The sequence below is a fragment of the Mycolicibacter nonchromogenicus genome (assembly GCF_002101775.1).
In the GTDB taxonomy this organism is placed as follows: domain Bacteria; phylum Actinomycetota; class Actinomycetes; order Mycobacteriales; family Mycobacteriaceae; genus Mycobacterium; species Mycobacterium nonchromogenicum.
In genome coordinates this window covers 184,058-207,690 of record NZ_LQPI01000033.1, presented here as the reverse complement: position 1 = coordinate 207,690, position 23,633 = coordinate 184,058, and the positions used below count along the sequence as shown (strand labels likewise).

Here is a 23,633-nt window from a genome sequence, read left to right as displayed (position 1 = left end):
GGGTGGGTACTTTTATCTGGCCACCAGCGGGGACTTCTACGTGGCCACCAGTGGGTACTTTTTCATGGCCACGGACACGATGCAGCAGGGCCCGGTGTTCGACGGGCAGCCGAGCCAGTGCGGCCGCGACCATGGCCCGGCTGGATGCCATGTTGGGGTGCATGGCGTGGGGACCGCTGCTGAAGCGGGCCCGGGCCTGGTCGTCGGTGGTCATGGTGGGTTCAGGACCTCTCGGTCCACGCAGACGTGTCCGGCCGCGGCGCTGCCGCGGTCGAGTGTCGATCTTCCGCTGGTTTTCCTTTGTCCATGCACCAGCCTCCCGGTAGTGACACGGAGCAGAGTCCCGTCCGGTTCACCGCTTCGGCCCGTTAGTTCAGTGTGGCGCGCACCGGGCAGCGGCGGTAGGGGCTTTTTACGTGGTGACCAGCGTCAACTGCCAGGCCTGCAGCCACGGCTGGATCAGCTGCGCGACCGAGGACTCCCGCGGAGCCGCGCACGCCGTCGCGGGATCCTCACCGTCGGACTCTGCGGCGAGGATGCCGACGGCTTCGGCGGTGCCGTCGGGGCGCATCCGGTAGGCCGGGCCGCCCGCGTCGCCGCAGGTGGTGGCCGCGGCGAAGCGGAGCTTGTCCTTCTCGCGGGCAATCACGGGACCGCACATCGGCTCGCCGCTGCGGACTCCCAGATGGCAGAGGGTGTCGCCGATCTCGACGCGCTCGGCCACCCCGCTCACCGGATGTCCATCGACCTCGGAGGTCAGCGGGAACCTGTCCGGGCTGTCCAGGGTGATCAGCCCGATGTTGTGGCCGTCCGAGTCGTCGTAGACGCTCTCGGTGAACGCGCCGACGGTTGGGTAGAGAGCGCCGTGGTGGATGGCCACACTGCCCGAGCCGCCGGGCTTGTTGCAGTGCCCCGCCGACAACAGGCCCGGCCGGCCGTCCTTGCTGCGTACCAGGAAGCCCGCGGTGCAGCTGGTGGCTTCGGGGCTGCCGGGGGAGGAGACGTTGATGCCGACTCCGGGGCCGATCGCCTCGACCGGCGGTTGCGGGATGAGCTGCTGCACCGGCTGGGCGCGGCTCACCCAGACCATTCCGGCCAGGACGGCTAGGACACCGGCCGCGATGGACAGTCGTTTGAGCAGGGGTTTGGGTGGGGGGCGTTTTGAGGGTGGCACTTAGGCGAGGGTAGCGGGGGGTGGGGGGTGGGGTGTGCTGCCTACTACGCCGACGAGGAGACCCAGCGGAGGAAAGGGCTCCCGGCAAGATGCTGATCGAGCCGACCGTCGGGTGCTTCAAACACGTCCTCGGCGTCATCAAGGAATTGGCTAGCAACTCCGCGCAGTTGCGGTGCCGAGTGGGCGGCATTACCGTCGCTGCCGCGTTGACGACAGGCGATGACCCCGAATTTCGACTTTTGCTTCGGCTACTGCCAGCTGCCAGCCGCGTAACGTTCCAATGCGTTCAGGATGTTCGTACAAGCCGGCTCGACGCTCAGCTCGCGTCAATCGCCCGTATAGCTGTCGGCGTGGATCGTCGAGCGCAACAAACTCCTCCTTGCGGTGCAGCAACGGCGGATTGTCCGACTCGCTATAGTCGCGCCAGTCAACGCTGAGCCGCTTGAGATTGACGGTCACCGCACTTGCCAGTGTGGGGTGCGCATCGCGCTCGAAGCGCGGATACGAAAGATAGGAGACCTGCGGCTCCGTGACGGACAGCTTGATCATGTTGGCATGCTCGACTGTCCCGGCTAGGACGTGACCGCATGCTTCGTATATCCGCAGAATAGGCGGCAGATGAGCCACGGCATTGCGGTGGACATATAGGGCTGAAGGCGTCTGCTTGCCGACCTTGCTGCTGCGAGCGGAGACAAGCACAATCGCAGGGTCCCCACAGGCCAAGAGCATGCGATCAGCCTGGATGCACGCCGACTGGTACGTGCCGAAGTTGGCTTTTATATCGCCGGCGAGAGTCGGCCCGAGCTGACTGAATCGCGGCCGACGTCCGAAGCGTGACATTGCGATGTAAACCAGCAGCTCGCTGCGGCGCTGGATCCGGATCTGTTCCCAAGCCTCGGCTTCTGTCACCTGGTAGATCAAGCGAACAGCTCTGCCTATCGTATTGAAGATCTCGCGGATCGGTTCCGACGCGGCGGGATCAAGCTCACCGCTGCGTGGTGGGCGGGCGTGCAGGGTGAGAAACTCCAATAACGGGGCCAGAACAGCCTCGTGTGTCTCGTATACGGCGTGCGGATCAACCCGAAGCCGGGGCCGGTAGGTGTAGGCGCGGTTCGCGAGAAACTGCTCGGCATCCATTGGATCACGGAACACATAGAAGATGCCGGGCGCCGCGGCTACCGGTTTGGTTCCAAGCACATCGTGGATCCAGCTAGATAATTCGCTTTGCTCGTAGAACTTTTGGAACGTTCCGGTCCGGGTGACCACACCGTCCCCGTGAGGCCGGCCAGCCAGGTCGCGTCCATCCCAGGTGAGGCGACCCGCCACGACGAGCACCTTCTTCGTAAGGGTCCAAGCTCGCTGTATGGCGGCAGCACGCTCGCGTTGATCCTCAATGACGTTTACCACGTAGCCGATATTCACCACATCGGACGGTTGACGCTCTGCGCTAGGCCGGAATGCCGGGTCCCAGCCGTTAGCCTCGTAGCCCAGAGCAGCAAGGTTTCTGAGGTCGTCGCCCTTACCGCAGCCGTAGTCGAACACTGATAGTCCAGGTGCAAGCACACCATCCGCCAGTGCAAACGAAACCGGACGCGACAACGCAGCCCGCGTCATCGCCGTCCGGTGTCGTGCGATCCCGTCAGTCATGCCGCGGGGGCTTCACCTACCCCGAGGGAAATGAGGCCAACGATGTCGGTGACCCGGGGATCTCCAACGAGATAACCGATGCCGCGGTGCAGGTGCAGCCGCAATTGCTGGCCGACGGCTTCGTCGTCCAGCGGCAAGCCATCGAGATGGCAGCGATAGCGCATGAGGGCCCAGAGCTGGTCGCCGTAGTCACCGGCGAATACCCGCCATGTCATCTCTACGTTGCTGTCGTAGACCAGTTTGGCAGCAGGCGGCGGTGCTGGCTCAGCCAGCGAGCGGCAGAGTCCCCACCGACAGAGGATGTTCCATTGGGCGATTCCGGTTCGGCGCTTGAGCGTGACAAGCTGGTCGCGGGCGGTCTGGGTGAGGCGAATGTGTTCAATCATGTTTTACTCCCAGAAGTAGCCCGGCTCCACCGTTGTTGCGTTTCTTGTTGTGTCGAAGTCCAAACGGTACGCGCGCCCGACCTGCGGCTTGAGCGTTTTGTACGCCCCTTCATCAATCTCAGTGTCGGTCGACAATAGGACGACCTGATGTGAGGCACGTGGGAAGTACCGGGTGATCAAGTGCTGTCGGTGAGATCCGTCGAGCCGGCCGAGCGGCGTGTCAATCACCATGGGCAGTGGCTGGCCGGCCGCGCGCGCTAGGCCCCAAAGCAACGCCACAGCCAGAAGCTGTCTTTCGCCTGCGGAGAGCGCCGTGGCATGTAGCGGGCGTCCATCTGCGCCGGACAGCTCAACCGTGCACGAGACCGGGTCGATGCGGACATCTTTGACCAGATCGTCCTTGCGCAGGAGCTGGTTGAGCGCGTCCAGGATTAGCCTCGAGATCTTGTCGACGTGCCGCTCTGCCGCCCGAGTCTTCAGCCGTTCTAATGTTTCACGCACCCGGTCGACATGGGCGACCAATCTGCGATCGTCATCAACCGTCAGACTGGCCTGGGCTGACTTGTCCAGAGCCGCCTCGTATGCGGTGTCGGCGCGGGCGCGATCCTGTCGGAGCGCATTCAACTGATCCTCGGCCTGGGTCCGCCGGGCGTGACACCGCATCGCATGTTGCGTTGCTTTCTCTCGCTCCTCCTTGAGGTCAGTGAGGGCCTCGGGATCGGGAATCGCCACCAGTGTTCGTTCTGCTTGGTCGAGTTCAGCGCGCGCCGCCTGGCGGCGGTCGATCAACGCTCGGAGCCGCCTTTCTGTCGAAGGGAGGATGGTCGTACACAGTGCCTCGAAGGGGGCGACTTCTCGAACGGCGGTGATTCGCGGAATGTCGGACGACGCTTGCCTGGCAGCAGAATCGGAGGCCAGAAACTCCTCGATTGAGGCGATAGTCGTGGCCTGAACATCGGCCGAACGTAATTTGTTGAGAATGGCGCGATCGCGTTCGGCAACTGCGTCGAGGAGCAGTTGGTTCTGGTCCGCGACGTGTTCTTCAGCCGCCTGCTGCGTGAGTCCCTTGAGTAGGTCGGCGACTAGTACCAGCGGCGCGACATCTGCGCACTCACGCCGCAGCTCGTCGTCGAAATCCTGAACCTGCTGGCGAACCAACGCGACTCTCGCCTCCGCAGCGTCGCGTTGTTCCAGCAGATCTCCGCCCGCTGCGCGGTACCGCTCTGTCACCTCGTGAAGCAGCTTGTCGGCTCGTTCGGCCTCAACCCGAGCGTTTGCCGCTTCGGACTGGGCTATCTCCTCGGACTGTCGCGCTAACGTGGCTTGTTTCTGGCGTTCCTCGAGGTTCCGTCGCAGCTCTTCTGGAACTTCGGTGCTACGGTGCCGCCGGCGAAGAACGACGAGGTCAGTGCTGAGTTGGTCGATGAGGTTAAGACCGAGTAGTGCTGACAAGGCTGAACGTAACACCTCGCGGGAACGCTCTAGGTCCGCCAGAGCCTCAATTTGCTCGCCGTCAAAGAAGAACAGCCCGGCGATCCCGCGCGGCAGGAAATTCTCAACGTGTTCATTCCAGCTCGACGTCAGCGCTTCGTCGTGCAAGCCGTCCACTGACACAAGTAGTGACTGCCGGAGGGAGGCGCCTGTGGTGCGCCACCGACGTCGCACCCGGTAGGTGTGTTTCTGACCCTGCTGGTAGACGTGGAAAGTAAGGTCAACGGCAGCGCCCTCCGAGTCGGCGATGCCGTTATGGATCAGGCCGCGGAGGTAGCTTTCGTAACTACCGGAACGACGCCCCGTTGCTTGAGCCAGCGGACCGTAAAGGGCGAGGTGGATGGCTTCGAGGATCGTGGTTTTCCCTGCACCGTTGAGACCGCCGATCAAAATGACAGGCTTTTTCGGCGATGGCGGCGTCAAGGTGATGACATGCTTGCCCCGGAATGTGCCAACGTTCTCAAGGATCAGCTTGTCGAGAATCATGAGACGATCTCACCCTGCGCCGGACGGACATACCCGTCTGCCAAGTCGAGTGGGTCCGGCTCGTTGCCGGGAGATGTCGCTCGATCGAGAGTTGTCTTGCGGTGGTGCGCTCTGTCGGTCGCGTCTTCCTCGTTGTCGTAGAAAGCACGCCGAATAGCCTTCTCTAAGGACTCGAACAGCCCAGCGCGTCGCGCCTGTGCGCGGTGACGTTGCTCGGCGTCGAGAAGTTCGCGCACCATCTCAAAGTGCAGGCGATCATCGCCCGCAAGCTCTCTCAGAGTCTCGATCATCTCGGTGCCTAGCGGAAGGTGTTCGTCTAGGGGGCGTCCAGGGTAGGGCTCACCGGTGACTTGTTCGTAGATTCCGGGCAAGTGGTCTTCGAACTCATGCTTCTCGACTACCCATAGCCGACGGATCTCTTCTAGCTCAGGGAGAGTGATGAGCTCCAAATTTCGTGTGTATTCGGGCCCCTCATTGCGGATGAAGACTTGCGCCTCAAGAAGCTTTTTGAGCCAGTCTTCGCGGGCGACCTGTGTGTAAGGCCCGGGGATCGTCTTGCCATGGAAGAGCTGAACTGATCCATTCATACGCCGAAAGTCACGCAGATGCCGGTCATCTTGAACGTCTAGCTCGTTGCGCAGTTCTAGGAGTGGCAGCATCCACGTTTTTTCTTCGTCATTCTGGATCATCGCCGTCATCGACTTGTCTTTCTCGACGAGTGTGCATGTCCAGCAGCCGAATCTACTGTCGCCGCAACTCGGGGTGCTTGCGTCGACGACTAGGGGACACTCACCGTCTGGTGAGGCGCCCTGGTACATGGTCAAGAGATCCTTGTTGGAGTAGCCCCATGGGTTGGTGACCTGCATCAGGAAGGTCCATACGTCATCGTTGGTCCAGTTCTCGACCGGTGAGTACACGAGGCAGTTAGGCAATGAAGCGTTGGGACTCAAGAGATTGCGTACACGCTGCGTTTCCAGTTCGGTCATGCGGTGCGCGCGAACGGAACTTTCCGCTTTGCGTGTTCCTAGCACCAGAATTGCTTCGCCGTGGCTGCGGACGACGCTACGGATGAACCCATTGGATGGCTTGATCTTGAGTCGTTCAGTGCACCAACGGAATTTGGGCCGAGGTGCGGGGTAGCCGCGTCCAATCAGATTGACCCAGAATGTATCGGCAACGGCGGGGGTAAGCCGATGCGGGTTGATCGGCAACCCTTCCTTTTCCGCAGCTCCTCGGAGGACGTCTAGCGACCGAGCTACCCACCCGGCGACAACCGGGTTCTCCACCATCGTGTCAGTTGTGATGACGTGTACTTCCTTGTGGCGTTGGGAAGCAGGTATGCCTGCGAGCGCGAGCCATACGATCTGTAGGACCGCCGTTGAGTCCTTACCTCCCGAGTAGCCGACTACCCAGGGCACCTGGTCTTCAAGGTATAGCTGTTGCGTTTGAGCCACGAGGGCATCGATTGTGGCCGCGAAGCCGGATTCTTCAAAGGCGGATTTCCGCTTGAGTGCGGGGGCTGCACTCTTGGTCATCGTTCTCCTCCTTGGAATGCGTCTTCAGCTCGTTGCTCGTCAGGAAGCAGCGGCAAGCCAACTGTTTTGCGGATTATCGCGGTGGTAAGCAGGACGTTCGCCGCGCTCTTCGATACGCGGCCACCGATCACTGCTCTGCCGTCCCACGTGTTACTCGATCGATGCCAGTCCAGTTTCTTGAGCTTGCGGAGGGGGGCGACCCAGGTTGTTGGGTCCGGGTTTTCCTTGACCAGGCTGTGGCCAACTTTGCCTAGGGCGTGCAGCACGATGCCGTGGGTGTGGATGAAGTCTTGACGCACTTCGCCGGCAGTGATCTCACGTTTGAACACCTGGCCCCATTCCGGGAACTGGTCAGCAACCAACTCCCAGTACCGCGTAGCTAGATCGACCCGCCGCTCGAACGGCTCGTCTTCGGTGCCCTCCAGGAGAGCCTTGTTGGCGGTGTAAAGCGCGGACAGGGTAAATAACTTGCGAGATCGTTGCGCGAGATTGGATGTCTCGGCTTCAGTGAGATCCTGCAGGAAGGGAGATCGTAGGACTACCAACCGAGTGAGCGCTGATAGCTCGTCGCGGTGATCATAGAGAACGCCAATCGATTTGGCTGGTCTTACGGCGTGTCGATTAAGGTCAGCGAACATCTGCTGACTGCGGTCGAGCCCGACATCGAGAAACAGCACTATGGCTATGCTTTCGTCACCGATATCTGGGTTCTCGGCGAGCGCTTGTTGGATGCCAGCGCGGCGATGTTGGCCGTCATTGATGACGAATCGTGCGGACATTGGGATGGTGAGCGTGCCCACGCGCTCACTCGGGCCCTGTGCCTGGATCGGTTCGAAGTGTACTTCGGCGTCCACCGAAGCGGTTAGCGCGGAGAAGACGTAGCTGTCGGTGTTATCGATGATGTACCTGGCTATTTCGGGAACCCGTGCCTTGTTTAGTGTCCGTTGTGCGCGCATCTCCGGTGCCAGCTCTTCCTCGTCGAAAAGGAAGATTCTGGGGATCAGCCGGAGCGGGCACATCGTCACGTAGTACTCACGGCCGGCCTGGACTCCGCGGATGGCCGGAAAAACGTACTCAAAAGCGCCTGTCCGTGCGCCGTCTCGAGCTTCTGGTGCGGCGCGCTTAGACGCTCCGACTTCTGTCACGATGTCATCCTTACACCCCGTGTACGGAATATCAATCCGTACAAGTTGTCGCTATCCTCCGTACATGTGTCGGTTTGGACGCGTACTCTCTGGCGTATGACTCTAGGCGCACGGTCCGACAGTGACAGCGAGATCAGCTCGATTTATCCACAGGACGGGCAGCGCCCCGTCTACCTGGACTGCAATGCGACCACGCCAGTGGACCCTCGGGTTGCCGATGAGGTCCTGACGTACATGGCGTACGAGTTTGGGAATGCGGGCAGTCGCACGCATGAGTATGGCCAGGTGGCCAAGGCCAGGGTGACTCAGGCGCGGGAGGAGCTCGCCAGCGTCGTTGGGTGCGAGCCGGCCGAGGTGCTCTTCACGAGCGGTGCAACCGAGAGCGACAATCTGGCCGTCTTGGGGTTGGCCGCGACGGGTGAACGGATCGGCAAGAAGCACATCGTCGCGACCCAGATCGAACACAAGGCGGTCCTCGAGCCGCTGGAAGCGTTGCAGCGTAGAGGTTTCGACGTCACCTTGGTGGCACCGACCGGGGGCGGTTTCGTCGAGCCCGAGACCATACGTGACGCCCTCAGGCCGGACACCCTTCTAGTGTCCGTCATGGGTGTCAACAATGAGACTGGTGTCATCCAGCCGATCGAAGCTATCGCCGAGGTGCTTCAGGAGCACGAAGCTTACTTTCACGTCGATGCGGCACAAGCTTTTGGCAAGATTATTGAGCCGCTACGTTCTCGGCGCATTGACCTAATTAGCGTCTCGGGTCACAAGATCTTTGCACCCAAAGGAGTTGGCGCCCTTGTAGCAAGGCGGCGGAGGCGTCACCGTGTGCCACTCGAACCAATCATGTTTGGTGGTGGGCAGGAGAGGGGGTTGCGGCCCGGTACGCTTCCAGTGGCGCTGGTCGCAGGACTGGGTACCGCCTCTGCGCTCGCATTGCGAGAGCATGCAACCCGCGCCGAACGGGCTGCCGAGATCAAACGAGACGCGCTCGCCGCGCTGGATCCATTAGGGATTGTGCTCAACGGCGACAAGACGCGAACTGTTCCACACACGTTGAATTTCTCGGTTCCTGGCATCGACTCCGAGGCGGCTCTGGTAGCGCTCAAGGATATTGTTGCCATCTCGAATGGGTCGGCATGCACATCGCAGAGTTACGACCCGAGTCATGTCCTGGTGGCTGCGGGTCTCCCCCGGCAGCAGATCGATGGGGCGCTGCGATTGTCCTGGAGTCACCTCACCGGCGAGATACCGTGGAACCGCATCGTGGAGCGACTCGGCGGTATTCGCCGCGTCGAGAATCTACAGATCTAGCCTCCGCCGACAGCGTAAAACGACTATATGCCCCTTGGCCATGAACGCCGATGCACACGTACCGAGTCCGTGGACTTTGACCGGCATCGGGGGCGGGCAAACGATATCCGATAAACCCCATTTACCATCTCGCGCCGCCAAGCAGTTCCTCGACGCTCATGGGCTTTACCCCGCCGTCCGTGGCGAATGCGGTGGTGACGAGGTCTAGCACTACCAGAGCTGCAGGTTGGTGGCGGGTATTGATCTGCTCTTGTATGTATTCAAGCCCCCCGTTGGCGTACTCCTCGAATACGCGGAGGCGCTCTTCGAGACGTGCTGCGTCGAGCACCTCCGGGTCGTTAGAGACGGCGTTGGCGGCGATCATGTTGATCAGTTCGTCACTGTAAGTCGGGCTGGTGAGTTGTTCGAGGCGGATGCTTTCTCCCGACACCGTAAAGGGAACACGACGATCCTGGGCGTAGCCCACCGCGGCAGCAAAGAGGATGACATCGCGAATGAAGGGAAAGCCCGCCTCGCTCTGAAGGGTCTCGATGAGCACGGCGTGATCTTGTGGTCGCCGAGCGCGGATTTGTGCTTGAGCATTAGTCATGGGATCGGAATCTCCTGCAATTTGGAGTACGTTGTCTGAGAGGGCCGGATATATGGGTAGATGGCGCCGTCGAACTCGATATCCTCGGCTACCACGTCGCTACCCGCCACATGACTCTCAAGTACCCCGAGATGACTCAGGTGCGGACGCAGCTCCGTCAGTACGGTGCCGAGTCCTTGACTCTTACTGACGAGCACTACCAGCTGTGGCGCCAGCTTTGCGAGTGCCCTGGCGACGTTGGTCTGGTAGTTCTCGTCGAGTGAGCCGAAGGCGGCGTCCATGACGATCGGATAGATGCCGGCGTCCCGTGTGCGCCCGCCATCGGCGGGCTGAAGGTCCTTGGCCTCTCGTGCCAATGTGGACACAGCCGCGACAAAACTTAGGCTAAGGATCTGGTTCTCTCCGGTCGATTTGCCTACCGGCAGCTTGGTCGCCTCGTCATAAAGCGACAATGTGAAATCTTCGCTCAGGACTGGGACGTTCGACTTCTTGAAGGTGATCGTCCTGTAGATCTCTTTGAGCTTGGCGTCCAAGTCGCGTCGCATCTTCGCTTCACGGATTGCCAGTATTTCGGTCAATGCCTTCCGAACATTCGTGACAAGCATCGACCGATTTAAGGCGCGCGCCGCCAGTTGGTCCTCGACCTGGGCCTTGTTGCGCTCCCGATTCTGATGCTCCAGATCGCGTGCGATGTTCTGAAGCTCGGCTTGGTAACCGCCGATTTCCTTCTGTCGGTCCGCCATTCGGCTATCGAGTTCTATGCGTTTACCCTCAAGGCCTGCGACCTCTTCGTAGCGGCTATCTCGCAGGATGTAGTCGAGTTCCGACTTTTCGGTTACCAGACTATTGATTCGGTCCGAACGGCCGTCTATCTCTTGGGAAAGCTCGGCCAGCGCCTCGCGAAGCTCGTCGCGGGCGCCACGGATTAGTTTGATTGTCCCGCGCAGCTGCTGCCAGGCGCTCTCGACTTCCTGTAGTCCCGCCTTCTGCCGCCACTCTTGGACCTGGTGCCAAGCGTGTGAGTGCTCGGCGAGCTCAGTGCCACAAATACAGCGGTTCTCCTCGAGTAGTTGATCGACAAACTCGCGTTTCAGCGGGGCTGGTAGCGCGCCACGTTGGTAAAGGGCCTCGGCCATGACTTCCGTCTTTGCACCTAGCTCATCGGTGAAGGCCAGAAAGCCACGGGTGGCGATGAGATTGGCGCGCTTAGCTTGGGCGGCTGCTAGTGCTGCCCGAGCCTCGTCTAGATCCTTCGTAACCTGGTCGCGGCGCGCCTGAATGGGCGCCGCCTTGTTGTGCTCGCGAAGGATGGCGAGTACACCCTCGCGCTCTTCCGCAAGATCCGCGAGCTGCCCCTCGGCCACCGCCAAGGCATCTTTTACTTCGGTCTCCCGCTCGTTCAGATTGTCAATCGCCTCCTGAATCTTCGAAAGCCCGCCGCCGCTTTTACGACGCAAGTCGGCTGTGACCTTCGTGTCAACCTTTTTGAGGTGCGTCAGAGCGCGCTCGACCTGCTCCAAGCCAAGGAGCATCTTGATGTCCTTCTGTGCCTCCGCATAGGCGCTGCCCTTAACTAGTTTCTCGATACGCTCGCCGTTGAAGAAGAAAAAGCGGCTGAAGCTCTCGGGCAGGATGCTCGATACCTTGGTCTGGGCTCCGTTAATTACCTCCGATGACCCGTCGGCATTGGTCACCCAAAGCTGGATCTGCGGTGCCCCCTTGGGCTGGCTGTCAGATTCCTTGCGCAGGCTCATCGAACGTAGTAAGCGATAGTTCAGGTCCTCATGGTCGAAAAAGATTTCGACGGAAACGGTTGCACTATCCCCGTGGGCGGTGCGGGCCCAGGTGCCATCGCTGATAAGGCGATCTTTTTGCTCGACATCGTCGGAGAGAGTCCCGTATAAGGCCCACGTGAAAGCATTGAGGAGGGTCGTCTTACCGGCACCGTTAGCACCGAAGATCATCGACACAGGGCGGAATGGGTGTGTAGTCAGGTCGAACGACTGCTCGCCCTCGAATTGGCGGAAGTTGGAAACGGCAATCGAATGTAGCCTCACGGGAGGATCTCCGCTACTACTGCGAGCAGGTCATCGGTACCGTCATAGGCCGAGAGGTGGAGCTTGGACCGCTCAATCTCCAGCACCCTCCGGAGCAGGTGTTGCTCGTCTCTCGTTAGCTCGTCTAGCACTTGGCGTTCATCGCGCGCCTCAGCCATGGCGCTCCTCCCTCTGGTCCTCTGCGGTCATCGATCTGGTTATCACATATCCATGAGGTGGTACCGGTCTTTCAAGGGACGCAGCACTCGCAAGGTCTCCTCGTAGTTCTCCGACGACTTGCCAAACTCGTTGGCGCGCTGCAATTCGCGGATGAGCAACGAGCGTTCGACCTCGAAGTTAACTGGTGCGTCGCCCGGTGGTACTGCGAGGTAGTCGTAGATGACCGCGTGAGACTTATTATTGGCCAGACGCAGCAGGCGGCCTCGTCGCTGAATAAATTGGCGAGGGTTGGAACTGCTGGCCAGTAGATAGCCGATCCGGGCGTCCGGGATGTCGACGCCCTCATCGAGGCATTTCATCGCCGCCAAGACCCGGAGGTCGTTACCGGTACTAAACCGTTGCAGGAGTTCCTGGCGCTTCCGGCGAGGCGTCTCTCCGATATACTCGTGCACCGAGAGGTGAAGCTTGTTGCCGATTAACTGGATGACGTCGGTGAGCTGTCGTGGCCCGGGCGGTTCCCCGAACGGTCGCGGTCGCCGACCCTCTCCACAGTAGACGAGCTGGAACCAAGTGTCGCGGTGTTCACGGAGGTCGGCTTCGAGCGCTGCAAGCTTGCCCTCGGCATGTCCCAGAATGTCGGCGCGGTCGCGTAGGAGGCGGCCCAATGGCGAGTCTTCGTTGGCGTCCTGGATGCTATCGCCGGCTGCGATCCGCTGGGCTATCTGTGCCGTGAGCTCGACGTAGAACGCGGTCTCATCGCGTGTGAGTTCCACTAGCCGTGGGTAGTAACGATAGGGCGTCAGCGCGCCCATAGTGATGGCTTCGGCCATTGGGAGTTCGAAAACGACTTTGCCAAAGTAGCTGATCAGATCGTCTGTGCCCTCAGCGTCGAACCATCGCTCAGGTGTCGCGGATAGCGCCAAACGGTAAGTTGCATTCTTTGGCAAAGTCGTCAGGTAGGCAGGCGACCCGAGGTTGTGTGCTTCGTCAGCAATAAGGAGCATCGGTTGAGCGATGCGGGAGAGGACTGATTGAAATTTCGTGTCTCCGAACGAATTTTTGGTCGCCACCATCACAACTAGTGGGCGCTTACCCAACCGGAGAGAGGTCAATTGGCCTTCAACTGCACTCTGCCACTTTCGGCTGGATTCGTAGACGGCAATAGGCTGGACACCAAATCCCTCGACTTCGACCATCCACTGGTCTACCAAATGCTTTAACGGCGCGACAATCACCACGAGCAGGGGCTGGTTCTTCTGGGCGTGCACGTCCGCTAATCGAGTGGCGGCGATCATCGCTGTCTTAGTCTTGCCGGTACCGGTCGCCATCTTGAACATGCCGTGCCCCTGATTTTGGAGCCATGCATGTACTGCCCGGTTCTGGTAATCGCGAATGGTCAGGCGATCGGGAACTGCCAGCTGTCGCGAGGAAGCGGTAAGCCGGGGAGGCGGCCTCAGTGCGTTGTCGGTGCCGACCAGCGTTGCTGTCGGGCGCTCGCGGGCCAGCTGCATCAGTCGGTCACGAGCGACCTCCGGAAAGCGGATCACGCGCAGATTAGGCGTTTCGTCTATCCACAATTTCTGGAAGTCAGCTTCGATGTCCAATGCGCGAATCCCGTCGCCTACCTCCCAGCCGCGATAAACGTCGATGGACTCGAAATTAGCCATCAGGCCGCCGAACGTCTCGTTGCTGCTGCCTGTGAAGGCTACTAGGTCGCCGAAGTCGTCGCGGAACAGGCCGATCTTCTCGTGGTATATGCCGACTTGTCCGTCCTTCTCCACAAACGCGAGCTTGATATCGAGTCGGCCCTCAGCGATGAGGCGCCCGACTATGCCGAGCCCGTCAAGGAGTGCGTCGTTTTCTTCGACTTGCAGCTCACGTAGTGTGGCGCGCTCGACCACCTCGCGAATCTCATACCCACGCTCGATGTCGAGCACATCGTCGTCATTCAGGTGAGGCGAGGCCACCAGACGCATCGAGCCTCCGAGGCCAGCAAATCTATCGATACCCCGGGCGTAGAGGGCCATGCTGGCAGAGGTGAAGTAGCCCACGGCGCGGCTGTAACTGCTGGCGACAGAAAAGCAAGGCACAAAGAAGCTCGCTACCACATCGTGCTCCGGGCTTCGAAAACGTCGCCGGGGATCAAGTGCTCGGAGACCGCCGTTATAGTTCGTCATAGCAAATCGAGTATCTCGTCGACTTGAGAATTTCGCTCTGAGGGCTGTGGTTTGTACCCCTTCTCCAGGTAGTCGCGGGCACTGGTGAGAAGATCCGCGATGTCGGCATCTCCGCGGTCGCGGCAAGCTCCGATCAGGCTACTGACGGGGGATTCCGCAGGCAGGGTTAGTGCTGTAGCGATGGCGGCTCGCGCTGTCTCAGGCTCAGCGCACATCGGTGCACCAATAAGACTCAGCGTATCTGCCAGTGGGTCACCAGTCAGAGTTCGGGCCGGTTCAAAGGAAAATGTTCCGTCATCATTGATCACGAGAAATGCCTCGGTGCCGGCAGCTATATCACCGTCCATCAAAAATCGCCGGATGGTACCGAAGGATGGCTGAGTGCCGGTCCAGGCGATGGACTGAGGACCGAGTGGCGACTCAAGTTGGAGGGTCTGCCCGAACCGCAGTTTAAGCACCATCGCTATGGCCATCGGCGCCGTTGAACCGCTGCCGCGTAAGTGATCCTTGGTGATGCGTACACGGTAGGCCCAGCCGTCTGGTCGCCTGAATAAGCGCCTTGTTCGAGCCGGCGCTTTCCCTACGCTGCGATCGGTACCGGCAAGGCGGACGATGCCATTGCGTTGTTCGAACGGCGGTATACTCGCGTAGCTGGCGACACTGTTGGCGCTAACGCTGTACCGGCCCGTGATGAACTCGATCAGATCGTTCAGCCGGATCTGGCCACCGTTTGTCGCTATTTGTTCGCGGATAAGAGACCGAATGCCCGAATACTTTTCCATGCCCCATTCCTTGAGTGCCCACCGGTCGCGGTCGACACGTTCAAAGCGGTCATCGGAAGCCATGGCGTTGCGAAGCGAGGTCGCACTACGTTCGAAAATAAAGCGATCGATGATCTCTTGTGCGCTCAACGGTGTTCCCGTCAGCGAAAGTACGGCAGCGGCGTAATCTCCCACGGAGCTTGTACGGGTTAGGACAAAGTCGCCGTCTACGACGTATCCGCATCGCGTCAGCCAGGAGGCAGTCAGTTCCGATCGCCTATTGGTATTGCTTTCTATCAGGGTCAGGTCCTCGATCCGAACTACGCCGTACTGATCAGCCTGCTCCTGGAGTTGTGTTTGGGTCATCGACTCGACGGCGGTCATCGTCGGAACAACGCACCACCCGTCTTCGATCTCGTAGGCGTCGTCAAGCCGGTCGAGTACTCGCCAGGCTGGCTGCGCCACGGACTCAACACGTTCGCCTAGCGAGGGGATCCGCCGCAGGAGCTCGTCGAGCGGCAGGATGAAGCCGATCTGAGCGCGGGCGGCTCGTGCGAGGGATGCTAGAGGGCCGTCTTCTGCAATGATGCTCGACATTGCGCCGCGTGCGACCGCTTCAATCTGTCGGACACGTTCACGGGTGACGTCGTAGCGCCGGCCGAGTTCATCGAGCGTGATTGGGTCGTCGGCGAAGAGTCGGGCGCTGAGGATCTCGGCTGCTCGCGAGTCGAGTTTCGCGATAGCATTCTCAAATAGCTGTGCGACGCTGGTTGCCTGGGGGTCTTGACCAAGAACGTCGTTAGCATTAAGGCAGGTAAGGCGCTGCTGAGCCGCAAGCACTTCAGCTGGTGCTCCGGTGGGGAGTTTTTGCTCAAGTAGTCGATGCTCTGGAACTCCGAGTGTCACGTACCAGCGAGCGATTTGGATCAGATCATCCACAACTTGGATTATCTGTTGGCTGGGCGGTGAGGGTGGCCGACCCGCGATGGATACTGGCCGTTGTAACCGAGTTACGAGCGGCGTCGGATGTTGCATCGCTGCGCTTGCAAGCGTCTGAAGGATTATGTCGATGGTGCTCGCACCCACGTTCCGCCAGTCGGTCATCTCGTCAAGCGAGACGTCACGGAGGTCGGCTCCAGTGCGGTGACCCTGGAGCATGATTGCGTTGGCGGCGCGAGTTGGCAAAAATAGATTTGGGATTTCGATAGTGGGTGGGAGTCCTGGGAATACCTCGCCGATCGTCCACCTCGACAGCCTGCTAAGGGCGAGTTTCGAAATGGTGGCTAGATATTCATGCCGGGCATCGACATCCGCGTCGCTAATAGCATTGTTCCACCATGGCGTTGACGTCGGGTCGGCCGCTGCTGCCAGCCAAGGGAACGCATCCAGCCAAGTCTGTGGATGCGCGTCGTCGGGTGGGTAGCCCTGGGTCATGAGTTCGCTCCTTCGCTCGCGCCCGCCCTTTATAGCGGATGTTCCCGACAAGCAGCGCGCTTCTGCGGATTGACACACATTGCACATGGTTCCGACCATGAGCGACGCGCAGCCGATGGACTTAGCGGCTCAGCTCGATCGTGGGAATCCGACTGTGAAGTCTTGCGCCAGACCCACCGAGGTGGGACCGACCTGCCCCCCGATCAATCGTTGAGAATTCCCCTACGCCGCCTGGTGCGATGTCCAGGAAGGTCGGTGGCGGCGGCGTTTCGTAGTGCGGTGGATTCGCAGAACCGGGCGTAGGCCCACCGCCGGCCAGGGTTCGGTGGAGTCGCCCGACTTTGCTCTTGGTCGGGGTCCGGTTGGCGCGGGTACGCCCGTGTGTGATGTCCAATTGGGCCCTCTCGGCGGCGGCACCCACCGCTGCATCGGATCGGCATTTGCTACCGCGGCGATGAGGGTGATGCTGGCCCGCCTATTGACCAGAACCCGGCTGAGCCTGCCTGACCAGCGCATACGAGCTGGAGGTTACGCGGCGCTGCGGCCCCGCAACGGGCTGACCGTGCAGGTCGAGGAGCTCGACGGAATTTTCCGACTTTCCGGTGAATAGGACAGGACTGGCATTTTCCTTAGAGATATGATGTGGTGTAGACCACGCTAGAAACATCAATGTGATGTAGACCACAGGAGCGACCAATGACAGCTTTCCTGACCGGCTTGGGCGTCACGGCGGCCACCGCGACGATCGGCGCCGGGATGATGGGCCACGCCACTGTGGCGTTGTGTGTTGGCCTGGTGTCGGCGGCCTTCTTCGCCGGCCAGATCTGCTGATACGTCCTCACCGCCACTACGACGCCGAGCTTCTCGGCGTCGTAGTGATTTGTACGGAGCGCTACCTGGTCCCCGGCACATACGTCCGGCAGGAATAGCTCGCCGGATCGCACATCGCCGGAAGGGTGGTCTGGCCGCCGTAGACCCCGGGCAGATTCCAGGTCGGCATCAGCGGCCCGTCGTAGTACGGGTTGGGCATGTAGCGGCAGGTGTCGAAGGCCGCACACGGTGGCGACGCGTCGGCCCCCGCCGTCGACGGCACACCGAGTCCCAGACCGAACAGCACCGGCGCAATGAGAAGCAAGAGGTATCGCATACCCCCACCGTGGCAGGGGGTACCGACAACTATCGTCGAGCGATGACCGTTGAGGACCGGCTGACCGCGCTCGAACAGATCGAGGCGATCAAAGCCCTCAAGCACCGCTACTTCCGGGCATGCGACGCCAAGGACCCCGACGCCTTCCGGGCCTGCTTCATCGCCCGCGGCGCCGACATCCATTACGGACCGCTGGGCGGGTTCGACGACGCCGACCAGATCGCCGAAGTCTTCACCCGGATCGCGCTGCACAAGGTCGACGGCAAACCGGTGATCCTGGACATGCACCACGGCATGCACCCCGACATCACCCTCACCGGCCCGGACACCGCCACCGGACGGTGGACGCTGAAGTTTCGTCAGCTCAACATGATTGAGCGCACCGAACGCCTGCTCACCGGCGAATACGACGACGCCTACGTGATCGAGGACGGCACCTGGAAAATGGCCCGCAGCCACTTCCGCCAACTCTGGGCGATCACCCGGCCGCTCAGCGACGACACCATCGTGGAGATCTGAGATGAGCCCCCGCATCGCCTTGGTCACCGGAGCCAGCCGCAGCGTCGGCAAGGGAATCGCGCTGGCGCTCGGCTCGCACGGCTGGACCGTCTACGTCACCGCCCGCGGTGAAGTCGGCACCGACGGACCCTTGGACGAGACCGCGCGAGACGTCACCGCGCGCGGCGGGGCCGGCATCGCTGTGCAGTGCGACCACCGCGACGACGCTCAGATCGCCGAGCTGTTCGCCCGTATCGCCGACGAGCAGGGCGGCCGGCTGGATCTGCTGGTCAACAATGTCTGGGCAGCACCCAAGGGGTTCGCCGGGTTCACCGAGAAGTTCTGGGAACGGCCGCTGTCGGACTGGGACTCCCTGATTGGGGTGGGGCTGCGCGCCCACTATGTCGCCTCGGTGCACGCCGCGCAGCTGATGGTGCCGCGCGGTGCCGGCCTGATCGCCAACATCTCCTCGTTCGGGGCGCGCGGGCACCTGCACTCGGTGCTCTACGGGATGTCCAAGGCCGGGCTGGACAAGATGGCCGCCGACATGGCCGTCGAACTGACCGGCACCGGAGTCAGCGCGGTGTCGCTGTGGCCGGGCCTGGTGAAAAACGAAGTCATGCAGGGCTTCATGGCTCGCGGCCTGGACAACTTCCAGGGCTACCCGCTGGCCAATGCCGAAACCCCGGAGTTCATCGGCCGGGTGATCGCCGCACTGGCCGACGACCCGGACATTGCTGCCCGCAGCGGGCACACCCTGATCACCGCCGAGACGGCTCTCGACTACGGAATCACCGACATTGAGGGGAACCAGCCGGATTCGCACCGGAGTCTGTTCGGTGGCGGGCCGCTGTACTGACGGCTACCAGTTGCTCGGCGCGTAATCCTTCAGGAAGCAGCCGTACAGGTCTTCGCCGGCTTCCCCGCGCACGATCGGGTCGTAGACCCGCGCGGCGCCGTCGACCAGATCCAGCGGGGCGTGGAATCCCTCCTCGGCCAGACGCAGCTTGGTGGGATGCGGACGCTCATCGGTGATCCAGCCGGTATCGACCGCGGTCATCAGGATCCCGTCGGTCTCCAGCATTTCGGCGGCACTGGTGCGGGTCAGCATGTTCAGCGCGGCCTTGGCCATGTTGGTGTGCGGATGGCCCGGACCCTTGTAGCGGCGGCTGAACTGTCCCTCCATCGCCGAGACATTCACCACGTACTTACGGCGGGCCGGCGACGCCGCCATGGCCGGGCGCAGCCGGCTCACCAAGATGAACGGCGCCGTCTGATTGCACAGCTGCACCTCGAGCAGCTCCAGCGCGTCGACCTCGTGCACCCGCTGCGTCCAGCTGTTCACCGGGGCCGTGTCGGGCAGCAGTCCACCCGCGTCGATGGCGACGCCGGCGGCGATCCGCTGCGGCGAGGCGCTGCGGGCGGTCAGGGCCAACTCGGTGAGCGCATGGGGTTCCTGGTGCGCGGCGAGGCTGCCGGCCAGGGCCGCCGGGTGGGCGTCGCTGACATGGTCGAAGGTGATCACGTCAACCAGTTCATTGGAGGGGGTGCGCTCGGCCTCGACGAGGGCGGCATACGAGCCGGGTGCGCGCCGCACCGTCTGCGCGGCGTTGTTGATCAGGATGTCCAACGGGCCCTGGGCGGCCACCGTGTCCGCCAGCGCCACGACCTGGGCCGGATCCCGCAGGTCGATACCCACCACCTGCAGGCGATGCAGCCAGTCGGCGCTGTCGGGCATGGCGGCGAAGCGCCGCACGGCATCGTTGGGGAACCGGGTGGTGATGGTGGTGTGGGCCCCGTCGCGCAGCAGGCGCAGCGCGATGTACATGCCGATCTTGGCGCGCCCGCCGGTGAGCAGGGCACGACGGCCAGTCAGATCCGTGCGCGCGTCCCGTTTGGCCCGGCTCATCGCGGCGCAGGCCGGGCATAGTTGGTGATAAAACGCGTCTACCTGCGTGTAGTGGTTCTTGCAGATGTAGCAGGCCTGTGATCGCAGCAGTGTGCCCGCCGACGCCCCGGCCGTGGCCGATACCAGCGGAATGCCCTGCGTCTCGTCGTCGATACGGCCCGGTGCCCCGGTGGCCGTGGCGGCGATGACGGCCTGGTCAGCGGCGAGCACCGCGTCGCGTGCGGCCTTGCGCCGGACCTTCTTGAGTTGCTTGAACATGCGCGCGGTGGCCCGGCGCACAGTGACGGCGTCGGGGTGCTCGGGCGGCAGCGCATCGATCTCGGAGAGCACCTCTAGGCAGGTGGCGAGCCTTTCGGGGTCGATGGCAGTCACGCTTCGAAGGGTATCGGGCCAGGTGCTCGATTACCGATTTGCTCCAGGTCACCCATACACTCGCTGACGCAATGACCGACAACGCCCTGGATTCGCCGACGGTCGCCGCCGCCCCGCTCGCCAGCCGAATTTCCGCCGAAGCGGGCCGCCGCAGAACCTTCGCCGTCATCAGCCATCCCGACGCCGGCAAGTCCACCCTGACCGAGGCCCTGGTGCTGCATGCCAAAGCGATCACCGAGGCCGGTGCGGTGCACGGCAAGTCCGGCCGGCGTGCCACGGTGTCGGACTGGATGGAGATGGAGAAGGCCCGCGGCATCTCCATCACCTCGACGGCGCTGCAGTTCCCCTACCACACCGCCAAGGGGCAGGACTGCGTCATCAACCTGCTCGACACACCCGGCCACGCCGACTTCTCCGAAGACACCTACCGGGTGCTGACCGCTGTCGACTCCGCGGTCATGCTCATCGACGCCGCGAAAGGCCTTGAGCCGCAGACCCTCAAACTGTTCCAGGTGTGCCGGCATCGCCGGATCCCGATCATCACGGTGATCAACAAGTGGGACCGGCCCGGCCGACACGCCCTGGAACTGATGGACGAGATTCACTCTCGCATCGGGCTGCGCCCCACCCCACTGACCTGGCCGGTCGGTATCGCCGGCGAATTCGACGGGGTGCTCGATCGCCGGACGGGAAACTTCATCCGGTTCACCCGCACCGCCGGTGGCGCCACCGCGGCGCCCGAGGAACACATCGCCGCGGCCGACGCGCATGCCGCAGCCGGCGATGACTGGGACACCGCGGTCGAAGAGTGCGAGCTGCTTTCCGCCGACGGATCCGACTTCGACCGCGAGGCGTTCCTGGACTGCACGGCGACGCCGGTGCTGTTCACCTCGGCGGCGTTGAACTTCGGCGTGAATCAGCTGCTCGACGTGCTCACCGAGTTGGCGCCCGCACCCAGCGGGGCGCTCGACGTCGACGGCGTCCGGCGTGCCACCGACGCCCCGTTCAGCGCCTTCGTGTTCAAGGTGCAGGCCGGGATGGACTCCGCCCACCGCGACCGCATCGCGTTCGCGCGGGTGTATTCGGGCACCTTCGAACGCGGCGATGTGCTGACCCACGCCGCGACCGGCAAGCCGTTTGTCACCAAGTACGCCCAGTCGGTGTTCGGCCAGCAGCGCTCGACTTTGGACACCGCCTGGCCCGGCGACGTGATCGGGCTGGCCAACGCCGCCGCGCTGCGGCCCGGCGACACGCTGTACTGCGATGTGCCCGTGCAGTACCCGCCGATCCCGAGCTTCTCGCCCGAGCACTTCTCGGTGGCGCGCAACGTCGATCCCAGCAAGCACAAGCAGTTCCGCCGCGGCATCGAGCAGTTGGACCAAGAGGGCGTCGTGCAGGTGCTGGTCTCCGATCGTCGCGGTGAGCAGGCGCCGGTACTGGCCGCGGTCGGTCCGATGCAGTTCGAGGTGGCCGCCCACCGGATGGCCCATGAGATGGGCGCGCCGATCACGCTGGAACCGCTGCCGTATCAGGTCGCCCGGATCGTGGACGAGCGCGACGTCGACTTCGTCAACAAGCAGTCATTGGCCGAAGTGTTGACCCGCACCGACGGCGTGCACCTGGTGTTGTTCTCCAATGCGTGGCGCCTGCAAGGGTTCCAGCGTGACAACCCCGAGGTGCAGCTACGGTCCTTGGTGGCCGCGGAGGGATAGCGCGGCCACTAGGTGCGCAGTCGCACCATTCGCGTCGTTGAACTCTCGTCGAGTTCCACCAGGTCTGAGTAGGACCGCAGGAAGTCGCTGAACGACTTGTATCCCAGGGCTTTCTCGCTGAACGACGGATCCATGCGCTTCATCTGCGCTTTGACCGCAGAGTTGTGCAGCCACTCGACGTCGTCCTTCTCCAGACCGATCCGCAGCGCGCGCGTCAGCAGGGCGGTGGCGGTGTCCACCGGATCCGGCGCCGGTTCTTCGGGCTCTTCCTCCTTGGCCGGACGGGTGCGCCGCTTGGGCTCAGTCTCGTTTTCGGCCGTGGCCGGCGCCGGCTCAAATACCGGTACGCCGGGCAGTGCGTCGTAGGAGACGAAGTCGTCGCAGGCCGCGGCCAGCGCGCGGCTGGTCGAGCCGGCCACCCCGATCCCGACGACGTAGCGGCCCAAGCGTTTACAGCGCTGTGCCAGCGGGATGTAGTCGGAGTCGCCGGCCACGATCACCACGTGGGTCAGATCCGGCAGCCGGAACATGTCCTCGACCGCGTCGACCGCCAATCGGATGTCGGCGCCGTTCTTTCCGTAGGCGGCCGCCGGGAACAGCTGCACCAGGTCGACCGCTCGCCCCACCAACTGCGCGCGGTAGCCGGTGTTGACCTCGGCTGACCAGTCGGCGTAGGCGCGGGTGAGCACCAGGGTCCCGAACGAGGAGGCGAAGTCGATGATCGCTCCGACGTCGACGGTGGCCCGGGCGAGGCGCTCCGGCTGGTTGGCCAGGCCTTTGGACTTGTCCTTTTGAAACGAGTTGCGCCCGTTGACCTGGTCGTAGCGGGAGATCACGATGTTGTCGAAGTCGAGGTAGACCGCGACCCGGGTGTCGCCGGATTCCGTCATGGCTCCAGTGTGGCGCACCAATGGCCCCATCCATAACGGGTTGGCGGGGATGGGGGAGATGCCCGCCTCTGAGCGACAAACGGGGTGGGCGACGCGGGGTGGGCGCGATTTGTCGCTCAAAGGCGGGCAACAGTCCATATGGTCCGGCTCGGCGACACGCCGAACGGGCGCGACGACACGCCGAAAGGGCGCCAGGGCATGCCGAACGGGCGCGAGGGCATGCCGAGCGGGCGCGAGGGCATGCGGACGGGGCGCCGGCATGCCGAACGGGCGCGACGACACGCCGAAAGGACACGAGGGCATGCCGGACTTTGTCCGAACGGGCGCGACGACACGGCGGACGCGGCGCGAGGGCGTGCCGAACGGGCGAGCCGAACCGCCCCCGACCACGCGCCTAACCGGCGCGGTACCAGCGGGGAATCAGCTCCGGATCCGGCAGGGGGTACTGCCCGAAGAACCCGTGCGGGTCACCGCGCAACACCTGGGCGTTCTGAACATCGGCGCGCCACCGGATCTCGGCCAGCCGCTTCACCTCAGAGGCGCGGTACTCGGCGTAGCTGCGCATCAGCCGACGCGTGACCCACACGGCCAGGGCGATCACGGCGCCGGCCAGAATGAGCCAGCGCAGCCACCACAGCAGCGCGATGACCACGAGAATGGCGAAGCCCGTTCCGTTGCCGCCCGACTGCTTGCGAGTCCCCATGGTCGCGACGGTAATCCGGGGGTATGACAGCTCGGGATCCGAGAAAC

The 23,633-nt window shown here is 62.5% G+C and carries 20 protein-coding genes; 5 read left to right on the top strand and 15 right to left on the bottom strand.

Going from position 1 to position 23,633, the window contains the following annotated elements; translation table 11 throughout:
- The 7 genes from AWC18_RS21805 to dndB form a co-directional block, all read right to left on the bottom strand.
- The coding region (locus AWC18_RS21805) for a hypothetical protein (RefSeq protein ID WP_208858332.1) at positions 1 to 214 on the bottom strand (214 nt) is incomplete at its 3' end.
- A 198-nt stretch (positions 215 to 412) separates the two neighbouring features.
- Positions 413 to 1,174 (bottom strand): chymotrypsin family serine protease, encoded by a 762-nt coding sequence (locus tag AWC18_RS07325; protein ID WP_085138256.1) that lies wholly within the window; start codon positions 1,172 to 1,174, stop codon positions 413 to 415.
- Positions 1,175 to 1,363: 189 nt separating this feature from the next.
- On the bottom strand, positions 1,364 to 2,821 hold the full coding sequence (locus tag AWC18_RS07320) for a DNA phosphorothioation-associated putative methyltransferase (protein WP_085138255.1): 1,458 nt from the start codon (positions 2,819 to 2,821) through the stop codon (positions 1,364 to 1,366).
- Entirely contained in the window at positions 2,818 to 3,207 is a 390-nt protein-coding gene (gene dndE / locus AWC18_RS07315) for a DNA sulfur modification protein DndE (protein WP_085138254.1), read from the bottom strand. Before dndE ends, AWC18_RS07320 begins: the two co-directional genes overlap by 4 nt.
- Positions 3,208 to 3,210: 3 nt before the next feature.
- Positions 3,211 to 5,184 carry a DNA sulfur modification protein DndD gene (gene dndD, locus AWC18_RS07310; RefSeq protein WP_085138253.1) on the bottom strand — a complete coding sequence of 658 codons (1,974 nt, stop codon included), beginning with the start codon at positions 5,182 to 5,184 and terminating at the stop codon, positions 3,211 to 3,213.
- On the bottom strand, positions 5,181 to 6,719 hold the full coding sequence (gene dndC, locus AWC18_RS07305; RefSeq protein WP_085138252.1) for a DNA phosphorothioation system sulfurtransferase DndC: 1,539 nt from the start codon (positions 6,717 to 6,719) through the stop codon (positions 5,181 to 5,183). The genes dndD and dndC overlap by 4 nt, the downstream gene beginning before the upstream one ends.
- Positions 6,716 to 7,864 carry a DNA sulfur modification protein DndB gene (gene dndB, locus AWC18_RS07300; RefSeq protein WP_085138251.1) on the bottom strand — a complete coding sequence of 383 codons (1,149 nt, stop codon included), beginning with the start codon at positions 7,862 to 7,864 and terminating at the stop codon, positions 6,716 to 6,718. Before dndB ends, dndC begins: the two co-directional genes overlap by 4 nt.
- A 96-nt stretch (positions 7,865 to 7,960) precedes the next feature.
- On the opposite strand from dndB, the gene dndA reads away from it, so the two are divergent.
- Entirely contained in the window at positions 7,961 to 9,178 is a 1,218-nt protein-coding gene (gene dndA / locus AWC18_RS07295) for a cysteine desulfurase DndA (protein WP_085138250.1), read from the top strand.
- Positions 9,179 to 9,299: 121 nt separating this feature from the next.
- Here the strand turns inward: dndA and AWC18_RS07290 are convergent, their stop codons facing one another.
- The 4 genes from AWC18_RS07290 to AWC18_RS07275 form a co-directional block, all read right to left on the bottom strand.
- A complete protein-coding gene (locus tag AWC18_RS07290) occupies positions 9,300 to 9,767 on the bottom strand; it encodes a DNA phosphorothioation-associated protein 4 (RefSeq protein WP_085138249.1) in 468 nt (155 codons plus the stop codon).
- Positions 9,764 to 11,824 carry an AAA family ATPase gene (locus tag AWC18_RS07285; RefSeq protein WP_085138248.1) on the bottom strand — a complete coding sequence of 687 codons (2,061 nt, stop codon included), beginning with the start codon at positions 11,822 to 11,824 and terminating at the stop codon, positions 9,764 to 9,766. Before AWC18_RS07285 ends, AWC18_RS07290 begins: the two co-directional genes overlap by 4 nt.
- Positions 11,825 to 12,024: 200 nt before the next feature.
- Positions 12,025 to 14,034, bottom strand: a complete 2,010-nt coding sequence (locus AWC18_RS07280; RefSeq protein WP_208858331.1) for a DEAD/DEAH box helicase family protein — start codon at positions 14,032 to 14,034, stop codon at positions 12,025 to 12,027.
- A gap of 122 nt (positions 14,035 to 14,156) precedes the next feature.
- A complete protein-coding gene (locus AWC18_RS07275) occupies positions 14,157 to 16,355 on the bottom strand; it encodes a sigma factor-like helix-turn-helix DNA-binding protein (RefSeq protein WP_165757982.1) in 2,199 nt (732 codons plus the stop codon).
- A gap of 696 nt (positions 16,356 to 17,051) precedes the next feature.
- On the opposite strand from AWC18_RS07275, the gene AWC18_RS22200 reads away from it, so the two are divergent.
- Positions 17,052 to 17,186, top strand: a complete 135-nt coding sequence (locus tag AWC18_RS22200) for a hypothetical protein (protein WP_272937688.1) — start codon at positions 17,052 to 17,054, stop codon at positions 17,184 to 17,186.
- A 61-nt stretch (positions 17,187 to 17,247) separates the two neighbouring features.
- Here AWC18_RS22200 and AWC18_RS07265 read toward each other — a convergent pair whose 3' ends face one another.
- Positions 17,248 to 17,502, bottom strand: a complete 255-nt coding sequence (locus AWC18_RS07265) for a hypothetical protein (RefSeq protein WP_085138245.1) — start codon at positions 17,500 to 17,502, stop codon at positions 17,248 to 17,250.
- Positions 17,503 to 17,544: 42 nt separating this feature from the next.
- Here AWC18_RS07265 and AWC18_RS07260 point away from each other — a divergent pair, with 42 nt between their 5' ends.
- Positions 17,545 to 18,021 (top strand): nuclear transport factor 2 family protein, encoded by a 477-nt coding sequence (locus tag AWC18_RS07260; protein WP_085138244.1) that lies wholly within the window; start codon positions 17,545 to 17,547, stop codon positions 18,019 to 18,021.
- Position 18,022: 1 nt separating this feature from the next.
- Positions 18,023 to 18,859, top strand: a complete 837-nt coding sequence (locus tag AWC18_RS07255) for an SDR family NAD(P)-dependent oxidoreductase (RefSeq protein WP_085138243.1) — start codon at positions 18,023 to 18,025, stop codon at positions 18,857 to 18,859.
- Positions 18,860 to 18,862: 3 nt separating this feature from the next.
- Here AWC18_RS07255 and AWC18_RS07250 read toward each other — a convergent pair whose 3' ends face one another.
- Positions 18,863 to 20,281: an SDR family NAD(P)-dependent oxidoreductase gene (locus tag AWC18_RS07250; RefSeq protein WP_085138242.1), complete on the bottom strand. Its 1,419-nt coding sequence runs from the start codon at positions 20,279 to 20,281 to the stop codon at positions 18,863 to 18,865.
- Positions 20,282 to 20,352: 71 nt separating this feature from the next.
- On the opposite strand from AWC18_RS07250, the gene AWC18_RS07245 reads away from it, so the two are divergent.
- Positions 20,353 to 21,993 carry a peptide chain release factor 3 gene (locus AWC18_RS07245; protein WP_064997846.1) on the top strand — a complete coding sequence of 547 codons (1,641 nt, stop codon included), beginning with the start codon at positions 20,353 to 20,355 and terminating at the stop codon, positions 21,991 to 21,993.
- Between the two features lie 8 nt (positions 21,994 to 22,001).
- On the opposite strand, the gene AWC18_RS07240 is transcribed toward AWC18_RS07245, so the two are convergent.
- Together AWC18_RS07240 and AWC18_RS07235 are read right to left on the bottom strand one after the other, a co-directional pair.
- On the bottom strand, positions 22,002 to 22,883 hold the full coding sequence (locus tag AWC18_RS07240; protein WP_109560011.1) for an NYN domain-containing protein: 882 nt from the start codon (positions 22,881 to 22,883) through the stop codon (positions 22,002 to 22,004).
- A 394-nt stretch (positions 22,884 to 23,277) separates the two neighbouring features.
- A complete protein-coding gene (locus AWC18_RS07235; RefSeq protein ID WP_085138241.1) occupies positions 23,278 to 23,586 on the bottom strand; it encodes a hypothetical protein in 309 nt (102 codons plus the stop codon).
- Positions 23,587 to 23,633: the final 47 nt, after the last annotated feature.